We start from the raw sequence: 17,549 nt of genomic DNA on the forward strand, positions 1-17,549 counted from the left end.
CAGTCTTGCGCCAGTGTAGGGACAAAAAATGGGCAAAATAATAGGCACAAAAACACCACAGCAAGCATTAGACGGCCTTGTCAACATGACAGGCGATCTGCGCCCTATAGAACTTTCTGAATATAAAGCTCGAATTGCCAAGGCGCAGCATTATATGCAGGAAAATGGCATAGGAGCGCTTTATTTAAACGCTGGAACTAACTTAGCGTATTTTACCGGAATGCAGTGGTACGCCAGTGAGCGCTTAGTCGGTGCGCTTTTGCCTGCAAAAGGTGACCTTGTATATCTGGCGCCTACCTTTGAAATTCACTCTTTAAACGAACGCAAATTGGTGGAAGGCGAGATTATCGGTTGGCAAGAGCACGAGAGCCCATACGCGCTTGTCATAGCTATGCTAGATGAACTGAATATCGCTGGTGGCGATAAATTGGGTGTGGATGAGTCGACCCAGTTTTTTATCGTAGATGGTTTGAATAAAGTGCTTCAAAAGCCATGGCAGGTTATCAATGGTGCAGAGGTGACAGCACACTGTCGCATGCACAAATCTAAAAATGAGCTCGCGCTCATCCAACGCGCTATGGACATGACCCTAGCTGTGCACAAAGCGACTGCCAGTATGCTTTATGAAGGCATTACCACGACAGAAGTTGAAGCATTTATTAACGATGCACATAAGAAAGTGGGGGCCGCTGGTAACTATTTTTGCATTGTACTTTTTGGAAAAGCCACCTCATTTCCCCACGGCGTTAAAGACCCTCAAGTACTAAAGAAGAACGACTTAGTATTGATTGATACTGGCTGTAAGGTGCATGGCTACCTCTCTGATATCACCAGAACCTATTGTTTTGGTGAGCCAACCGATAAGCAACGGGCATTATGGGAAAGCGAAAAGCGCGCGCAGCTTGCCGCATTTAACGCTGCAAAAGTTGGTGCTCCCTGTGGCGATGTTGATAAAGCTGCGCGAGACAGCTTAGCTAAAGATAGCTTAGGACCAGACTATAACTTACCAGGTTTGCCCCATCGAACCGGGCACGGCATAGGCATGGATATTCACGAATGGCCGTATTTGGTAAAAGCCAATCCTCACCCGCTAGCATCTGGTATGTGTTTTAGTAACGAACCTATGATCGTAGTACCGAACGAGTTTGGTATTCGATTAGAAGATCACTTTTATATGACCGACGAGGGCCCAGTTTGGTTTACTGAGCCTAGTGAATCTATCGACTCTTTGTAAGTAAACTAAAATGAAGCTGCTCTTTGTTACGAGGAGCAGCTGTAGTGCGCGACCCCGCCCGCACTGAAAAATTCAATTGGGCGCAGCTGGTAGTACTTATTCTCTAACTCTTTTGATTGCTCATCATAAGGCACAGTATAGCTGTCGTGTTTAGTTACGTATGGCTCTGGCATTATCATGGCGACATTTGAACTAAGTGTCCACTTCCCCACAACTTGGGCAGAAACCCCTGCCTTTGCAACCGAACGCTACCAGCTTCTCATGTTTGCAGTCGTCACAAATAACACGCAAGAATCCGTGTTCAAGACGACCACACTTAAGAAGTTCGGCAAACTCTTTTTCCACATGGCGTGGTAACGACTTTCCTTGATCCGAAAGCTGCTTTATAAATTCTGGATAGTGACTTTCGACTAATTGATACAGCAATGTCTGCTCTGGCCGATGTCGTTTATAGGTAGAGTATTGAGCTACTAGCAAATGCATCCTTGCCAAGGATTGGTATTTCAGTGTGCAGATGAAGTTGGGTTTGGTCTACTGTCCTTTGAGGTGGAAAAATTCCTTATCCCAAGGTCCGCTTCACGCTCATTGGGGTCGCTGAACAATGAGGCAAAGGTAAAATGGTACTTAAAACAGTCTACTGATAATATTAAATTTAAAACGCTCCTAAAAGCCTAGACATAAGATTAAAAATTAAGTACGTTTTATTTGGAGTTAGGAACATGTTGTACTCTATCCCCAAAGTTGAACTATCCATCAAGTAAGGAACGCATTTTGGAAGTTTTCACCCTTACTGTTGCCGTCGCTATTTCTAACGTAATGATGGCGATTACCGCTTCACTTCTTTACCTGTCGAGTAATAAAAAAGCTGACCGATATCTTCTGGATTGGACCTTAGCAAGTATATCTTTTTTGTTTTATGGAATATGTTCTTTAGCTTCGACTAAAGGATATCTCGAACAAAATTTGGTGCCTCTAGTGCCAAACACGCTTTTTCTGATTGGGCATGCAACGATAATCAGTGGTGTATATAATCTTGCGGGAAAAGGGTCGTGCTGGAAATTGGTACTCTCTGTGCTTATTTTTTCAGTGGCATTTCATTCAATCCCTGCTGTATCTCAGTCTTTTGTATTACGGGCCTACTTCTTATATCCACTCTTAATCTCTTTGTATGCAGTTGCTATTATTGCTTTGTGGCAAGACCGAAGTTCTAAGTATAAACGAGCATACATTCCTCTGGTTATCGTATTCGGCCTGTATATATTACAAACACTTCTAAGAAGTTTCATAGCAATAGCTGAAGATGTTGCAATGGAATTTCTAGGTAATGACATAATCCAAACCAGTGGAACACTGGCTACCATAGCCTTCTTCTTTGCCCTTTCCGTATGCTTCTCTTTAACTGTATCTTGGCGTAAAGAGGTAGACTTGAGAGAGATAGCAACAACAGACCATCTTACTGGTTGGCTGAATCGTTCTACTCTTGAGATAACAGCAAAAAGCATATTGGCAGAATGCGAGAGGAAATCGTCGCAAGCCGCATTTATACTTATCGATATTGATAAGTTCAAATCCATCAATGACAGGTATGGACACGCTGTTGGCGACATGGCTATTAAGCACGTATGTCAAATTACCAAAAGGAATTTAAGAGGCTATGACAAATGCTTTAGACTCGGAGGGGAAGAGTTTTTAATTATCGTTAAAGATACATCTTCAACCGATATAGCTTTGTTATCCGACCGTATTCGTCAGTCTATTGAGAACACCTCACTCTCAATCAATAAAAATTCAATTTATATTACTGTAAGCCTTGGCTTTTCTCTAACACAACCGGGCATGACATGGCTAACAGGTCTAGAGGGTGCCGATAGAGCACTATATGAGGCAAAAAGCTCCGGCCGAAATAAAGTAATACAATTTGAATTTGATGACGCGCATGCGGTTTAAGAATTCTTAAAATTATTAAGAATACTCACGGCTATAGTTTTCCACAACTAACTAAAAAAATGGCAAAGCCATCGAATGTCCGCTCCTGTCTTTAGCAGAAAAGCGCGTAAGTAACTTCCAAGGTCCGCTTCACGCTCGTTGCCGACTGCCTTCCAATAATTTAATGGCGCTAACTTGCACAAAACAAGTCTAGAGCCATGTATCGGTCCTCGTCTAATCAACTATTCTCTCCTAACACCCCGAATACCACCATCCATCACAAGCGCCTCAACCAACCCACTTTCTTCATCCATCTCAAAACGACTACTGCTGCCATTTTTCGCAAAAAATAGCCCTTCACCCTCATGAAAATACTCTTCATTTTCAACGTAAGGTAATGCGTTAAGCACAAAACCATCGGTTGTTTTTTCTAGCACTACATCAACAACAACTGGTTTGGTTACTGCATAGGTGCCAATGTATTTACTTAGTTCCTTTTGGCTAATTGGCAATACGGTTTTTATTTCAGCTTCCGAATAGCCTACGTCTAATGCTTCTTTTAAACGTATTTCTAGTTCGGTGATTAACTGCCTACCGTTGTTGCCGTTAGTCATAATGGCGTAGCCGTTGCCGGTATCTAGTTCTATGTATAGCTGCGACATAAACCCAGCATCTGCGCCACCGTGACCAAAGCCTAAAATTTCACCGTTATCATCCATATTGATAAAAAAGCCTATTCCTACATTAGGCGGCTGAATACTTGGCGTATTGTTGGTTAACATTTCTTGTGCGGTAGCTTGCGATATCCAGTCGGTTGTTTGCCCCAAATACGCACTGCGTACACTACTTGCAAACTTCAACATGTCTGAAGGGGTACTCCACATGCCAGCTGCAGCTAGTGTGGCGTAGGTATGCGCACCACCTTTAATTGGCGTACCGTCGCCGTCATACGGGGTAGCCATATTGTTCGATAGGTTTGTCGTTATGGGTTGCTCGTACCCTGAACGTGTCATACCTAAAGGTTTGAATAAAAGCCGTCGTGACATAGTCGGCAAAGGTTCGTTAGCTACCTCTTGCAAGGCAAGCTGCGCCAGCGTGGTGCCGCCACCTGAATAGCGCATTTGCGTACCTGGCTTAATATCAACTACTACTTCGCTAGTGTTTGCTGGCGCTGTGCCTTCTAACACTTGCTGCAACGTAGGTACTGGCTCGCCCGCTGCGTAACCGGGGAAGCCGTGCACTGTAGTACCCGCCGTGTGGCTCAGCAATCGGCGTAACGACACCGCTTCTTGCCCAGTCCATTCATGTTCTGGCAATTGCCAGCTGGTAAGCAAGTTATTTACGTCGGTATCTAAATCAATGGGGTTATGTTGGCGGTACTTCATCAACACTGCCGCAAATGCGGGTTTTGAAATACTGCCTGCTTGGAATACCGTGTTTTCATCAACAGCTAGCTTGGTAGTAACGTCTTTAACGCCGCTTTCCATGGTCCAAGCCAGTTGCCCATTTCGCATAAATGCGACAGACACCCCTGGCACTTTGTAGTGCGCCTGTCGCTGTTCTAAAGACTGGTAATCAACGTCTTGGCCTTCAATGCGAATGCGTTCACTTAACCTTGTTTTTAAGAGGCGAGCTTCTTGCGTTTTTTCTTTTTCTTGGGCGGGCGAGGGTGGCGCGGTTTGCGTTTCCGGTTCTGTACAACCCAATAATGAAACTAGGCAAATAGACAATGTACTAGCAATAAGTGTTTTGACTGGCTTCATGTTAGGTATTCCGTTACGCATTTTTTACGAAGTGATACCAGAGTACTTGGCTAAAATGTCAAGGTCAATCAATCTATTACACAGCATTAAGTACTAAATACGTGCATTGTTTGGTAGCTTTATTGGAACGAGCACAAATAAGTTTTTATTGCGCTAAATGAAAACAACGCAAACTTTTTTATGCGCTTACCGTAACCATTTATCAAACGATAAAAGCAATCAACAAGGGTTTACAATGATTAATTACATTACGCTAGGCACAAAAGACATTGAAGCATCTGCGCAGTTCTACGAGAAACTGTTAGAAGACTTTGGCGTTAAACGTTTGGTAAATATGGACAGAATTAAGTACATCGGCAAAAACATGAAAGAGCCGATGGTGGCAGTGTGTATTCCATACGACGAGCAAGACCCACACCCAGGTAACGGCAACATGTTTGCTATTGCGCCAGGCAGTAAAGAGAAAGTAGACGCTTTGTATAACAAAGCCATATCGCTAGGCGCCACGTGCGACGGCGAACCGGGCCAGCGTGTGCCTAAACTGTTTTACGGTGCCTACGTGCGCGATTTAGACGGCAATAAGATTTGTTTTAACTTCTTTGGCTAAGTGCTGGCTAAAGGCTAGTCGAAGTGAGGAGAGCAGTATTCACGTTTTGCTTACCGAACACGAATACTGCTTATACTTACTGGAATTTAAAGACTAAATTCCAGTAAACACATTATTCATTAAGTAAACGCCAATTGATAAACACACTAGGCCTAGCGCTACCATTGGCACCATCATAGTGGCTACCACTTTAGCGGTTTCTTTACTTACTTGTTCTCTGTTTTTGCTCATGTCATATACCTCTTAAACTACTTGCGAAATTATACTGTTACTAAGACAACAGTTTTTAGAGGTATGTGCCTAATTTTAAGACAATTTTATGTAACCTTTGTTGAGAATTTGTTAAACGTAAAAAAACATGCGCAGAGGCTCAACCAACTCCTAGTTCAGTAAGTCGAATAACGCCTCAATGAAACGACAGTTTCAGCTACAGGCAGTAGCTTCCGTCCCCATAAAAAAAGCCGCGTGCAGCAACGTGACGCGGCTTTCCGAGCTGGGCTGAATAGACAGCCTTCTAGAGCAATTGCGTTAAAGGGGTTAGCTAGAACGACCCTCACTCATAGCTGCCTGTTCAAATACCTTAACTCTCGACATATGATCACCTCCTTACTTACGTTGCTAAAACTAACTAAAAAGTATCACATAAGTATTTGGTGTAAAGACTATTCAGATTACAAACGCGTTACTTTTGTAATAACGTTGTTGGTCACTGGTCGTCTATCTTTCATCTGCCTTTTATTTGCCCTTCATGCCCAGCAATAATGCCTGCCACTTTTTGATGCGTTAAAACAAGCTTATCATGCAGTAAAAACAGGGCTTCTACAATTGAATCTTGGTTATGAAGAGAGCTGTAATCTTGATGTTTTATTGTTTTTTCTAAACGCGTTACGTAATTGGCTAATGCAAACGCGCCAATGTAACGCAGCGACGTGGTGTATATGTGAAGTATGCGCAATATGGTTGCAATGTCGTTTGCATCAATAGCATTTTTCAGTTCATTGAGTTCATGTTCAAGCGCCACAAAGTCATGCAATAAAGAGCGATACAGTGCTTCATCGTCTAGCAATGGTTTCATCGCCTGTGCTTTATCAATAATGCTAAGCGCGTTCTCGTCTACAGCTAGGAAGTTTGTTGAACCGTTACCAGCGTGCTGTGATGTGCTGTTAATTGTGACTGCAGCTTCATTGCTATCAGTATTGTCATCTAACATGCTTGAAAGCGTATTGAAAAAGTAAGCGGGGTCGATGGGCTTGCTAATGTGCCCATTCATACCCGCAGCAAGGCTCTTTTTGATGTCTTGCTGCATTGCATGTGCGGTCATGGCAATAATGGGAATGTCTAATACAAGTTCGTTGCGAATGGCCTTAGTTGCAGCAAGGCCGTCCATAATAGGCATTTGAATATCCATTAATACTATGTCGAAGGCACTATTGTCACGTAGCACCTCAAGGGCCTCGCGCCCGTTGGAAACCACCTTTATAGTGGCATGAGTATCGTTTAGCAGCCCCAGTGCAACTTTTTGGTTAAGCGTATTATCTTCGGCTAATAAAATATTCTTGCGACTGAAATTGGGTATGTGCGTTGCGTTATTAGGCAATGAATTATACGGCGCGCTGTCACGCTTAACCTCTACCGTAAAGAAAAAGCTAGCGCCTTTTCCTAATTCACTCTCGGCCCACACACGGCCGCCCATCAAAGTAGCAAGCTGTTGGCATATCGCTAATCCTAACCCAGTGCCACCGTATTTACGGGATATAGATTCGTCACCCTGATTGAACGGCTGAAACAATTCAGCAATTTGGCTGCTACTTAAACCAATGCCGGTGTCTTTTACTTCAAACTGAAGTACAACGTTATCGTTATCTTCTTTACTCTTTATGCTTACCGAAATTAATCCATCTTCGGTGAATTTAATGGCGTTACTAATTAGGTTACTTAATACCTGTTGAATGCGCAGGGAATCACCTTTCACATTAACGGGTACGTTTTTGGAAATGTGTACTACGGTTTCAATGTGTTTTTCATTAGCTTTGGCCCCGAAAAGGTGAACGGTTTTGTTCACTAGTGCCTCAAGGTTAAAAGGGGCGCACTCAATAGTAAGTTTGTTGGCCTCAATTTTAGAGAAGTCTAGTATGTCATTAATGATGCTTAACAGGCTTTGGGATGCATTTTCTATCTGCTCAAGGTTGGTTTGTTGTTCTGTATTTTCAGCGTCGCGCTTCGATAGTTTTGTTAGTCCAATAATGGCATTTAACGGTGTGCGAATTTCATGGCTCATTCGAGCAAGAAAATCAGATTTGGCAGCGGTGGCTTTTTGTAAGTCTTGAGTTAGCGTATCTAACGCCTGCCGCTGACGATGCGTGCGAATTAAAAGCCCTAACACTAAAAACAAAAACGCGAAAACGACACTTATAAAGTAAAGCTGCATGGTATTTTGCTTTTTCTGAATACGGTTACGCTGTTCTTTCAACTCATTGTCTTTTTCTAACAGCTTTATGGTTTCTTCTTTTTCTGAAACCGACAGCCTTACCCGATTTAACGCTAATAACCTAGACTGTTGCTCGTTAAAACTTTGTTCAAAAGCTTTTTGATATTGCTTTGAATAGGTAAGGGCATCTTCATAGTTTTGCGTTTGTTCAGACAACGCAACCAATTCATCTAGCAGCTGCAACAGCAGTAGCTTGTCACGCTGAATTTCGTCTAGCAATAGGCCTGCTTTCAGTTCGCTAATGGCTAGCGCTATGTTGCCTCTCTGCTTGTAAATTTCTACAAGCTTCAATAGTTGCCCACCTTGGTTGTATTTAAAGCCTACTTTACGGTCGGCCTCGGTAGCCATGTTCAGTCGCTTAAGTGCTTCGTTTAAATTACCTTGCGCCAAATGTAAGTCAGCGATTGCGTTATGAATAATACCGATAAAAGGGTAGTTAAGTGATTTCAGTATACTTTCCGACAAAAGAAGACTTACTGTTGCATCTTGATAAGTAGCGCGCTTAATTTGTGCGAATCCTTGGAAAAAGTAAGCAATACCTTCATCCTTTTTACTTTTTAAGCGCTGAGCAGAAGACAAGTACTGTTTGGAAAACTGCATCATTTGCTCATAATCTTTTAGCGACATGTAAACGTTGCCCATAGCGCTATACACCAGTAGAACAAGGTCACTGTTTAATGACGTATATAAATCTAATGCGTTGTTTAATGCCTCTAGTGCGTTTGCATGTTCACCAGAAAAATCGAGGATCATGCCTTCTAATCGATAAGACTCGGCCAATGCTAATGTGTTGTTGCTGCTATTAGCTAGTTCTCGCGCCTTCAGCAATATTTCGTAGCTTGCCAGGTTTTCTTGCTGAAGAATTAGCGCATAGGCTTTGATATTAAGGTAACGACTGTGGTCTTTGTGATTAGGGGATACGGCAAAAAAACGGTCAAGTTCTTCAAATTCTTGCGCTACCGAAGTGCTGTTGTTTTGAACACGTTTTTTCAAGCCATCGAGCTCAGGAGGGCTTACGGCTTCAACGTTTTCAGGTATCTGTAGCCCATGTGCCGTTGGAGAGAGTAGTGATAAAGCGAATACAAAAAGGAAAGTAAGCAGCACGCGCATAAAAAATTTTAAAAACATAGCCTTATGCAACGTCACTTTTAATTAATTTCAAAGTATATTGTCTTCCTTTTGCCGTGTTCATCATTCCGTTTTCACGCGTCATGTACTTCATTAAAAATTATAAGGTAGGAACTGCGCTTTTTCCATGTAATCAATTTGCTTGCTATAACGCGCTATGCTTTTTCTATAAGTTGTAGGAAAGCTTATCTATTAGCAATATAAATAACACTGATAGTGCGAGCATGTTAGTTTTGTATCACACAAAGAAACACTCCTACAAGGCGAGACAAATTTTATGAACAAATCTAAACAACTCTTTACGCTTATTACTTCTGAAGGTGAGTTAGAAGTTTCATTAAAAGAGGTAGATGTACCCCAGCCAAAACCTCATGAGGTTATTGTGCGCATGGAAGCATCGCCGATAAACCCGTCTGATATGTGGCCTATGTTTGGCCCTGCGAGTTTAGATAAGGCAACTTTTGATGCTGATAAAAACGCATTAGTAGCACCAGTACACAAGCCTTTACTCGGCAGAATTAAATCTCGATTAGATCAAACGCTACCTATCGGTAATGAAGGTGCAGGTACTGTAGTTGCTGCGGGTGATAGCCCTGAAGCGCAAGCATTAATGGGCAAAACAGTTTCAATTCTTACCGGTGCTGCTTATACCGAATTTGCATGTGTGCCAGTACAAGCTTGTTTGCCGCATCTTGATGGCACTACGCCACAGCAAGCTGCATCGTCTTTCGTGAACCCGCTTACTGCGTTGGGTATGGTCGAAACCATGAAAATGGAAGGTCACAAAGCGTTAGTGCACACCGCCGCTGCATCTAACCTAGGGCAAATGTTGAACAAAATTTGTTTGGAGCAAGACATTGAGCTTGTAAACATTGTTCGCAGCCAAAAGCAGGTAGACCTATTAAAAGATATAGGCGCCAAAATTGTACTTGATTCTTCAAGCGAGAATTTTAAGGCTGAACTGTATCAAGCCATTGATAGCACAGGCGCAACATTGGCCTTTGACGCAATTGGCGGTGGTGAGTTGGTAAGCGATATTTTAACCATGATGGAAGCGTCGGGTAGTAAAGACGCGAAAGGCTTCAATACGTATGGTTCGGATACCAACAAGCAAGTATATGTTTACGGCGGCCTAGACTTCTCACCAACAATCTTGAACCGCGCCTACGGCATGACGTGGAGTATTGGTGGTTGGTTGCTTATGCGCTTCTTAGGCAAACTAGACAGAAAGCGTGTGGGTGAGCTGTATCAAAAAGTAGCGACTGAAATTAATACCACATTTGCATCATCGTATACCAAAGAGCTTACGCTTGAAGAGGCTCTGCAACCTGAAAACGTGGCGCAGTACAACGCAAAGCGTACCGGTGAAAAGTATTTGATTGTGCCTAACTCTTAAATTTACGAGTGAAATAACAAGGTTAGTAACAAAACAAAAGCCTGTGATTACCGTTCGGTAGTCACAGGCTTTTTAGTATGTCGCTTTGAGAATTTGGCCAATTAAATAAACCTTACTGTAATGCGTTGTGATGTAGGCGAAGGCGATCTTTTTATTGATTTTCATTCTATAAAGCCTGTTAAAAAATAACACCAATAGTTGAATTACAGCGAGACATAACATGCCTGAAGGCCCAGAAATACGACGCGCTGCAGATAAAGTACAGCAGGTACTTATAGATAAGCCCCTTGAACGTGTAGAGTTTGGTTTGCCACAGCTAAAAAACTATGAAAAACAGTTGGAAAATGAGCATGTTCTGCGCGTAGAAACACGTGGCAAAGCGCTGATAACTCATTTTAGTAATGGTTTGTCTATGTACTCGCACAACCAGCTTTATGGTGTATGGCATACGTGTAAAAGAGGTGATGAACCAAAAACTACTCGTCAGCTGCGGGTAGGGCTTTATACAGAAACTCACAGCGCCATTTTATACAGCGCGTCTGATATAAGCATTTACCCTACAGAGTTAATTCACGAACACCCCTTTTTACAGCGAGTTGGTCCAGATGTTTTGAACCCCACTGTAACCTGTGATGTTGTTGAGGTACGGTTAGCCGAAAAAGCGTTTCGCAACAGAGCATTAAGTGCGTTATATCTTGATCAGCGTTTTATGGCTGGACTTGGGAATTACTTGCGAAGTGAAATATTGTTTGCAGCAGGCGTGCACCCCGCGCTTAAACCTTCTGAGTTGAATGATGAGCAGTTAAAAAGCTTGGCATATCATACGCTAGACATTTGTAAGCGCAGTTATGAAACCGGCGGGTACACCGTTTATACTGAACTGAGAGAAGTGTTACAGCAGCAAGGTGATGACTTTGAGCGGACACGATTTATGGTGTTTGATCGTGAAGAAATGCCGTGCAGAGTGTGTGCAACGCCAATTACGCGCCAGACATATAATGGGCGAAGGTTATACTGGTGTAGGCAATGTCAGCCAGAGCGCAGCAAGTGAGAAAATAGCCAGGAAACGGGCTTAGCTTGAAGCTAAGCCACAGTACTGATAAGCAAAACGCAGATTGTTATTGCGTGATGATTAATGATTAGTGATTAATGGTGACGCTTGAACGGTGGGCGCGTGCCTTTCTTTGAAGAGCTTGAAGTGTCATCAATAACTTCGAGCTGTGCTACATCATACACTGGCATCATTTTGGTTACTCTGCGATAAGGTGGTTTACCACGCATAACCACTTCTTTCACCTCTACGTATTCAACAGCTTCTTGCCCCGCTGTTTCTAGCTGCGCCACATCGTTAACTGAAAGCTCAACAACGCGACGCTTAAAAGGTGGTTTGCCTGAATAATCTACCACTTGCACATTTACGGTTGCATCAGATGCAGAAGGCGCCGCTTGAAGCGACGTTGAAAGTAATGCACTAGCAACCAAAGAGCCCAAAACATAACGTAATTTCATATCGAATCCTCAAAATACCTTACTTACTTATACTATTGTATGAACGAATGCTTTTTAAACAATGGTTGTTGGCGATAGTTAACTGCTATCAGATGGCTTTTTTGATGACAATTTCTTAATCAGTAACGTAAATGCTGCACCTTTTTGTGCGTGTTTGCTCGTTCGCTGTGCGTCATTTGTTGTCTTTTTGCTCTAATGTGGTGCGCGCGGCTCTTTGAAATTTGGAAATATTATTGATTATCAACGCATTAACTTACTGGTCTTTATCTTGCTGAGTAAGCATTACTATTTCATTTAGAGCGCGGCGGTTTCGACATGAAATCTAAGCTTTTGGCGTCATTCTTAGCAGTAATCTGTGGTGTACTTTCTATTTGCACATCGACGCTTGCTGTCGAGCAGAATATCCCTTTATTACAAAGTAAAGGCGGAACACTTTATTTAGAAGCTACGCTTGAGTCATCAGTAAAAGCTTCATTTTTACTTGATACTGGCTCTAGCTTGCTAACACTAAACGAAGCAACATTTAAAGCGCTCACAAAAAACCAAAAGTTAGCCGCTACGCGCACGTCGGCCGCACGTATGGCAAATGGGAAAATATTGAAAGTCTCGCAGTATCAGCTAAGTTCGGTGCGTATTGGTGATACTTGTGAAGTAGGGCCGGTAGAAGTTGCCGTGTTACCTAAAGGTAATAATATTTTAGGAATTAATACGCTACTTCGTGTGGCCCCAATGACCATTACTTCTTCGTCGGTGTTGTTGGCAGGGTGCTAGCCTTTCGTTACAAACGTTAGTCCTCAGGGCTTTCAACAGTAAATATCAAATGCTGGCGGCCTTGTTTTAAGATAACGCCCTTTTTCAAAAGCGCCGCACTCAGCTTTCGTTGCCACACTTTTAACTGCGGCGTAGCCTCACTAAGGCGTTCCTCATTTTCAAACTGAAAGCGCAAAAGTAACGAAGCTGGAAAGTCGTGGTATTGCACGTCAAACCAACACTGAACCATACCGCCTAGTTCTTTAAGCGCTTCTGCTTCTAATGTATCGGCAACGCTAAATACCAGCGTTTGTTGCTTTTGTTGTACGGCTGAGAGTTTTTTCATTACATATGCTTCTGTGTAGCTACTTCAACACTTTCGGTTACTTCGGCACCTTCTATCGTAAGCCACATTTGTCCATCTTGAATAGTTACCTGAATTTGCATAGAGCGCTGAACAGCATTGGCCAGTGTAGGTGCAAGAGAGTCAGGTAACGAAAATACGCTTAAATTCTTTCGTAACTGAAGCTTGCTTTGCTCCTTCTTCCACCATACGTCAAAACTGTTGTCGGCATAGGCGTAAATCATCATTTGTTGGCTTTGATTACAGCCTTTTTTAATGCGTTGTTCAGACGGTTGACCAAGTTCAATCCATAGCTCAATTTCATCGCTAAAGCTCTTTTGCCATAAATCGGGTACGTCGTCGTCAGATAACCCTTTGGTAAATTGAAGGCGTTCATGCGCATTCACAATAAAAGCAATGATGCGAAGCATCATGCGTTCATCGTTTTCAGAAGGGTGACGTGCAATAGTTAAATTGTGGTCGTTGTAATAGTTGCGATCCATATCGGTAATAGATATGTCTGCTTTAAATATTGTTGCTTTTAGTGCCATCGCTCGTGGTAACCATGTCGACCAAGGCGCTTTTTCTAATTAAAGCGGCCTGCGGGTGGTTCATTTTATGTGGCGCATAATAACAGCTATTTATTGCTTGAGCGTGCACGACGCTAATTTTTTTGTATCGGCCTGTTTATCTTCAAAAATCTAACGGCGAAATAAGCCCATCCGCTTAGCTAATAGCGTAAAAGTTAGCGTAGAACAAAATACGATTAATGTGCACGCGGTGATGTCTTGCCATTCATTTAGTGTGAAGAAATGCTGCGTAGTATTGATAAGTACGATGGCTGTAATGGTTACGCAAAGCACTAAAAGCATATAGCCTGTTATTTTTTTGATACTGGTTAGCATAGGCGTCTCCAGTAAGAGGGCGCAGTCCCCGTTTTGGTTTGTGTAGTGTTATTCATCTCTAATTTTTATGCCTTTGAAGGAAAAGGTTTCAGTTCAAATAAGTGGCTAGTTAAAACCGCTGCCGAAAAAGTACACTTTTTAATAGTTGGAAAAAACTGTACTTAAGGGCATTTTTACATCGAATGTCTGACTATTTTTGTGAAATAGTCGTTGGATTTTTTCACCCCGGTCCGATACGATATAGACACAAATAACTAGAAAAATGAATAAGATGTCAAATAAGGGATTTACGCTAATCGAGCTTATCATTGTTATTGTTTTGCTCGGCATTTTAGCAGTTACCGCTGCACCAAAGTTTCTATCACTATCTTCTGATGCGCGTATTGCATCACTTGAATCTGTAAAAGCTAGCATGCAAACCAGTATCGACTTGGTGAAAGTAAAAGGGCGTATAGCTGGGTTAACGCCGCTCGCTGAAAACCCAGGTGATTCTGGGCAAGCCAACTTTATTATCAATTTTGGAATTGGTTCAGCCGAAGTAGACTTCCGCAATCTTTGCCCAGAAAGCCAAGGCGAATTGGGTGATGCGCTTGATATGGAAGACTTCCTAGATTTAGGAGACGACCTAGACGTTCGTTCAACCAACCAGTACACGCTTGTGGGCTTCGACGTTCCTTCATCGGGCACACCCACAAACCAAGGTTGTTACATTCTGTACGATTCGTTTGGCTTCCCTGACTGCACGTTAACTATTGTGTCTGACGACTGCTAACTAATTTTTAGTCCAATATCATCAAGGCTAGCCGTTGCTAGCCTTTTTTTATCAATGTCGTAGTCTTGATCTAAACGCCACGGCGCTATTTGCCCTTGTTTGGGAATAATGCTTTGCGCGCGTTGAATATATCCCGACGATAAATTTAAGAATGGCTCGGGCATAATGTTACTTGGGGCTTCAGGTACAAAATAATTGGCCTGCTTCTCATCAACATGGTTTATCAACCTGCAAATGTACTTCGATACTAATTCAACTTTTAACGTCCACGATGCATTGGTATAACCAAACACCATTGCAAAATTAGGTATATCTTGAAGCAGTGCGCCTTGGTAAAACATTTTCTGGCCTGTGTTCTGTACCACGCTGTCTACACATACGTCTATCCCAGACAGAAATTGTAGCTTCAACCCTGTTGCAGTAACCACAATGTCGGCATCAATATGCTTTCCGCTAACGGTAGAAATACCGGTTTCAGTAAAGTGGCTTATTCCATCGGTTATAATAGATGCCTGTTTACGATTAAGCGCATTGAATAAATCAGCATCTGGTACTAAACACAGCCTTTGCTCCCACGGGTTATAGCTGGGCGAAAAGTGAGCATCATCAATGTTTTCAGTTAGTAGTTTGCTTCTTTCCTTTGTAATGACTTTCTTTGCAAGCTCTGGGTATTTGGTCATAAATTTGAAGTAAAAATTACCTAACCAAATATTACGCTTTCTGATGATCTTTGATGCGGTTGAGGCGGAAAACATTGATTGTGTGACACGGGTGAAAAGGTCGCGCTGTGGGCGAGACAGAATATACGAAGGCGAACGTTGAAGCATAGTGACATGAGCCGCCTTTTTGGCAAGGCTAGGTACTAGGGTAACGGCAGTTGCGCCACTACCAACAACCACTACCTTTTTGTCGCTATAGTCTAAATTCTCTTGCCAAAATTGAGGGTGTGCTATGGTGCCTTTAAAGTTATCGCTTCCTTCAAATTCAGGGGCGTGACCCTCTTTGTAGTTGTAATAGCCGCTACATGAAAACACATAGCTGGCGTGAATCACGTTACTACCTTTTGGCGTGCTAACGTGAACTTCCCAGCGCTTTATGTCGCTGTTCCAATTTAAGTGGGTAACCCTGTGCTGATAATGAATGTGTTTGTCTATATCAAACTTATTAGCCGTGCTTTTTAGGTAGTCGCAAATACGATCGCCTGTGGCAAGAGAGTCTTGCTCTGTCCACGGATTGAACTGATAGCCGTAGGTGTACATATCGCTGTCAGAGCGCACGCCTGGGTATTTGAACAAACTCCAAGTACCCCCTAGTTGTTCCCGACCTTCTAAAACCATTAGGGTCTTTTGCGGACAAAGCTGTTTTATGTAGTAGCTAAGCCCAATGCCCGAGATACCAGCGCCAATTACCAATATGTCGACTTCACTGTTCATATCGCACTCTTTTTTGTTTTTTATAAGCATGCACTAAAAAAGGTCAAAATATCACTAGTTTGTGATTAATTTGTCGACAGGGTTACCAATAGCGTTTTAATGTTTATATATACGGCGAAACATGCTTTTGCCGCCAAGCTTACAAAAGGTGTAGTGCAGAGAGGAGGTATTTAAAATGGATAAAAATCAGCTAGTCGATATATGGAAACAACAACTTCACGATGTGTTTGCGCTAGTTAAAGCTGGGCGTGCTGACGATAAAAAGAAATATCGAGCAGAGGGCTTTTTACACGCACTGAGGTTAAGTGGTGTAGTTTCTGATAGGGAAGTAAACGACATAATTGAACAAACTCACCAAGACGTATTTGGCGAGTCTGTTGCTGAGAGACAGGCGCGTAAAGCTACGTTGAATGCGCTTAAAGAAAACGATCCTGACGCCTATTTTAATATTCCTGCTGTAGAGAGGCGTGGCTAGTTAGTTATCTGATTTGGCAGCTAGTAAGTGCCCGGTGTGTTGTCAGCTACTACGGCTCCACGCTGCCCTATAGGCTTGTCCTCACCCACGGTACTATCTTTCACAGTTTGTAACTCAATAGCAGCATTTAACTCAGCACCTGTAAGAATGATGTTGGCACTGAAGTACAGCCAAATAAGTAAAATAATTACGCCACCTACTGAACCGTAAGTAGACCCGTAATCTGCAAATTCGCTAAGATAAATATTAAATGCGTAGGAAGCGACTAGCCACAAAGACGTTGCCAGCACTGAGCCTGGTGTAACCCATCGCCACTTTGGCGATTTCCGATGAGGGCCGTATCGATAAAGCGCAGCTAAACATGTATTGAAGAAAACAAATAACATGCACCATGTTAACCACGAAGCGAGTGTTTGGTTGATTGCTGTGCTTGTGACTTCTTGAAGCACTAGAGGAAGAAATGAGATGGTTAGAAGTGCGAATATAATGGCGGCTATCATGAAGACTGTGCAAACTATTCGAACACAAATTCCCATTATAAAGCTTCTGTTTTCGGGTTCGCTATAAGTGATATTACATGCTTGTATTAAGGCATTAGCACCTTTACTGCTTCCCCAAATAGCAACCACAAGCGTAACGGCAAAACTCCAGCCCAATGTAGAGTCTGAGCGTTTCAAGAAGTTAGCTAAATGCTCCTCAACAATGTAATGGCTTTGCTGTGGGAACAAATTTATAAATTGGGCAAGGTGCTGCTGAATTTCTTGTTGAGAAACAACAATGCCGTACAACGAAATTATGGCGGCGAGCAAAGGGAAAACAG

At 42.6% G+C, this 17,549-nt stretch carries 17 protein-coding genes and 1 pseudogene; 8 read left to right on the forward strand and 10 right to left on the reverse strand.

Going from position 1 to position 17,549, the window contains the following annotated elements; all coding sequences use genetic code 11:
* Positions 1 to 28: 28 nt before the first annotated feature.
* The gene (locus tag ACGHAV_RS05975; RefSeq protein WP_390377756.1) at positions 29 to 1,234 is read left to right on the forward strand and encodes a M24 family metallopeptidase; all 1,206 of its coding nucleotides are present in this window, start codon (positions 29 to 31) and stop codon (positions 1,232 to 1,234) included.
* 207 nt (positions 1,235 to 1,441) lie between these two features.
* Here ACGHAV_RS05975 and ACGHAV_RS05980 read toward each other — a convergent pair.
* Positions 1,442 to 1,717: pseudogene (locus ACGHAV_RS05980) on the reverse strand (transposase zinc-binding domain-containing protein); the annotation flags it as partial.
* Between the two features lie 288 nt (positions 1,718 to 2,005).
* On the opposite strand from ACGHAV_RS05980, the gene ACGHAV_RS05985 reads away from it, so the two are divergent.
* A complete protein-coding gene (locus ACGHAV_RS05985; RefSeq protein WP_390377759.1) occupies positions 2,006 to 3,181 on the forward strand; it encodes a GGDEF domain-containing protein in 1,176 nt (391 codons plus the stop codon).
* Between the two features lie 221 nt (positions 3,182 to 3,402).
* Here the strand turns inward: ACGHAV_RS05985 and ACGHAV_RS05990 are convergent, their stop codons facing one another.
* On the reverse strand, positions 3,403 to 4,761 hold the full coding sequence (locus ACGHAV_RS05990; RefSeq protein ID WP_390377830.1) for a serine hydrolase domain-containing protein: 1,359 nt from the start codon (positions 4,759 to 4,761) through the stop codon (positions 3,403 to 3,405).
* A gap of 397 nt (positions 4,762 to 5,158) precedes the next feature.
* Between ACGHAV_RS05990 and ACGHAV_RS05995 the strand changes: the two genes are divergently transcribed.
* Positions 5,159 to 5,530 (forward strand): VOC family protein, encoded by a 372-nt coding sequence (locus ACGHAV_RS05995; protein ID WP_390377762.1) that lies wholly within the window; start codon positions 5,159 to 5,161, stop codon positions 5,528 to 5,530.
* Between the two features lie 93 nt (positions 5,531 to 5,623).
* On the opposite strand, the gene ACGHAV_RS06000 is transcribed toward ACGHAV_RS05995, so the two are convergent.
* Positions 5,624 to 5,761 (reverse strand): hypothetical protein, encoded by a 138-nt coding sequence (locus ACGHAV_RS06000; RefSeq protein ID WP_334013532.1) that lies wholly within the window; start codon positions 5,759 to 5,761, stop codon positions 5,624 to 5,626.
* 493 nt (positions 5,762 to 6,254) lie between these two features.
* On the reverse strand, positions 6,255 to 9,146 hold the full coding sequence (locus tag ACGHAV_RS06005) for an ATP-binding protein (RefSeq protein ID WP_390377765.1): 2,892 nt from the start codon (positions 9,144 to 9,146) through the stop codon (positions 6,255 to 6,257).
* A gap of 277 nt (positions 9,147 to 9,423) precedes the next feature.
* Here ACGHAV_RS06005 and ACGHAV_RS06010 point away from each other — a divergent pair, with 277 nt between their 5' ends.
* Together ACGHAV_RS06010 and nei are read left to right on the forward strand one after the other, a co-directional pair.
* Positions 9,424 to 10,542: a zinc-binding dehydrogenase gene (locus tag ACGHAV_RS06010; protein WP_390377768.1), complete on the forward strand. Its 1,119-nt coding sequence runs from the start codon at positions 9,424 to 9,426 to the stop codon at positions 10,540 to 10,542.
* A gap of 220 nt (positions 10,543 to 10,762) precedes the next feature.
* The gene (gene nei / locus ACGHAV_RS06015) at positions 10,763 to 11,593 is read left to right on the forward strand and encodes an endonuclease VIII (RefSeq protein WP_390377771.1); all 831 of its coding nucleotides are present in this window, start codon (positions 10,763 to 10,765) and stop codon (positions 11,591 to 11,593) included.
* A 95-nt stretch (positions 11,594 to 11,688) separates the two neighbouring features.
* Here nei and ACGHAV_RS06020 read toward each other — a convergent pair whose 3' ends face one another.
* On the reverse strand, positions 11,689 to 12,051 hold the full coding sequence (locus tag ACGHAV_RS06020) for a hypothetical protein (protein WP_390377773.1): 363 nt from the start codon (positions 12,049 to 12,051) through the stop codon (positions 11,689 to 11,691).
* 315 nt (positions 12,052 to 12,366) lie between these two features.
* On the opposite strand from ACGHAV_RS06020, the gene ACGHAV_RS06025 reads away from it, so the two are divergent.
* Positions 12,367 to 12,822 (forward strand): aspartyl protease family protein, encoded by a 456-nt coding sequence (locus ACGHAV_RS06025; protein ID WP_390377776.1) that lies wholly within the window; start codon positions 12,367 to 12,369, stop codon positions 12,820 to 12,822.
* A 16-nt stretch (positions 12,823 to 12,838) separates the two neighbouring features.
* On the opposite strand, the gene ACGHAV_RS06030 is transcribed toward ACGHAV_RS06025, so the two are convergent.
* The 3 genes from ACGHAV_RS06030 to ACGHAV_RS06040 form a co-directional block, all read right to left on the reverse strand.
* The gene (locus tag ACGHAV_RS06030; protein WP_390377779.1) at positions 12,839 to 13,147 is read right to left on the reverse strand and encodes a hypothetical protein; all 309 of its coding nucleotides are present in this window, start codon (positions 13,145 to 13,147) and stop codon (positions 12,839 to 12,841) included.
* A complete protein-coding gene (locus ACGHAV_RS06035; RefSeq protein ID WP_390377782.1) occupies positions 13,147 to 13,695 on the reverse strand; it encodes a YaeQ family protein in 549 nt (182 codons plus the stop codon). Before ACGHAV_RS06035 ends, ACGHAV_RS06030 begins: the two co-directional genes overlap by 1 nt.
* 150 nt (positions 13,696 to 13,845) lie before the next feature.
* Positions 13,846 to 14,049 (reverse strand): hypothetical protein, encoded by a 204-nt coding sequence (locus ACGHAV_RS06040; protein WP_390377785.1) that lies wholly within the window; start codon positions 14,047 to 14,049, stop codon positions 13,846 to 13,848.
* Positions 14,050 to 14,320: 271 nt separating this feature from the next.
* Here ACGHAV_RS06040 and ACGHAV_RS06045 point away from each other — a divergent pair, with 271 nt between their 5' ends.
* Entirely contained in the window at positions 14,321 to 14,821 is a 501-nt protein-coding gene (locus tag ACGHAV_RS06045; protein WP_390377788.1) for a type II secretion system protein, read from the forward strand.
* Here the strand turns inward: ACGHAV_RS06045 and ACGHAV_RS06050 are convergent.
* A complete protein-coding gene (locus tag ACGHAV_RS06050; protein ID WP_390377791.1) occupies positions 14,818 to 16,254 on the reverse strand; it encodes a flavin-containing monooxygenase in 1,437 nt (478 codons plus the stop codon). The genes ACGHAV_RS06045 and ACGHAV_RS06050 overlap by 4 nt on opposite strands.
* Before the next feature lie 175 nt (positions 16,255 to 16,429).
* On the opposite strand from ACGHAV_RS06050, the gene ACGHAV_RS06055 reads away from it, so the two are divergent.
* Positions 16,430 to 16,729: a hypothetical protein gene (locus ACGHAV_RS06055; RefSeq protein ID WP_390377794.1), complete on the forward strand. Its 300-nt coding sequence runs from the start codon at positions 16,430 to 16,432 to the stop codon at positions 16,727 to 16,729.
* A gap of 20 nt (positions 16,730 to 16,749) precedes the next feature.
* Here the strand turns inward: ACGHAV_RS06055 and ACGHAV_RS06060 are convergent.
* The coding region (locus ACGHAV_RS06060; RefSeq protein WP_390377797.1) for a YihY/virulence factor BrkB family protein at positions 16,750 to 17,549 on the reverse strand (800 nt) is incomplete at its 5' end.

The organism is Alteromonas sp. MTD1, from assembly GCF_042848195.1.
Classification (GTDB): Bacteria; Pseudomonadota; Gammaproteobacteria; order Enterobacterales; family Alteromonadaceae; genus Alteromonas.

Bases quoted from the DNA above. Each gene is read 5' to 3' on its own strand.
- ACGHAV_RS06055 (WP_390377794.1), top strand. From the start codon at position 16,430: ATGGATAAAAATCAGCTAGTCGATATATGGAAACAACAACTTCACGAT.
- ACGHAV_RS06045 (WP_390377788.1), top strand. From the start codon at position 14,321: ATGTCAAATAAGGGATTTACGCTAATCGAGCTTATCATTGTTATTGTT.
- ACGHAV_RS06035 (WP_390377782.1), bottom strand. From the start codon at position 13,695: ATGGCACTAAAAGCAACAATATTTAAAGCAGACATATCTATTACCGAT.
- ACGHAV_RS06005 (WP_390377765.1), bottom strand. From the start codon at position 9,146: ATGTTTTTAAAATTTTTTATGCGCGTGCTGCTTACTTTCCTTTTTGTA.
- ACGHAV_RS06030 (WP_390377779.1), bottom strand. From the start codon at position 13,147: ATGAAAAAACTCTCAGCCGTACAACAAAAGCAACAAACGCTGGTATTT.
- ACGHAV_RS06040 (WP_390377785.1), bottom strand. From the start codon at position 14,049: ATGCTAACCAGTATCAAAAAAATAACAGGCTATATGCTTTTAGTGCTT.
- ACGHAV_RS06050 (WP_390377791.1), bottom strand. From the start codon at position 16,254: ATGAACAGTGAAGTCGACATATTGGTAATTGGCGCTGGTATCTCGGGC.
- ACGHAV_RS06025 (WP_390377776.1), top strand. From the start codon at position 12,367: ATGAAATCTAAGCTTTTGGCGTCATTCTTAGCAGTAATCTGTGGTGTA.
- nei (WP_390377771.1), top strand. From the start codon at position 10,763: ATGCCTGAAGGCCCAGAAATACGACGCGCTGCAGATAAAGTACAGCAG.
- ACGHAV_RS06010 (WP_390377768.1), top strand. From the start codon at position 9,424: ATGAACAAATCTAAACAACTCTTTACGCTTATTACTTCTGAAGGTGAG.
- ACGHAV_RS06020 (WP_390377773.1), bottom strand. From the start codon at position 12,051: ATGAAATTACGTTATGTTTTGGGCTCTTTGGTTGCTAGTGCATTACTT.
- ACGHAV_RS05975 (WP_390377756.1), top strand. From the start codon at position 29: ATGGGCAAAATAATAGGCACAAAAACACCACAGCAAGCATTAGACGGC.
- ACGHAV_RS05995 (WP_390377762.1), top strand. From the start codon at position 5,159: ATGATTAATTACATTACGCTAGGCACAAAAGACATTGAAGCATCTGCG.
- ACGHAV_RS06000 (WP_334013532.1), bottom strand. From the start codon at position 5,761: ATGAGCAAAAACAGAGAACAAGTAAGTAAAGAAACCGCTAAAGTGGTA.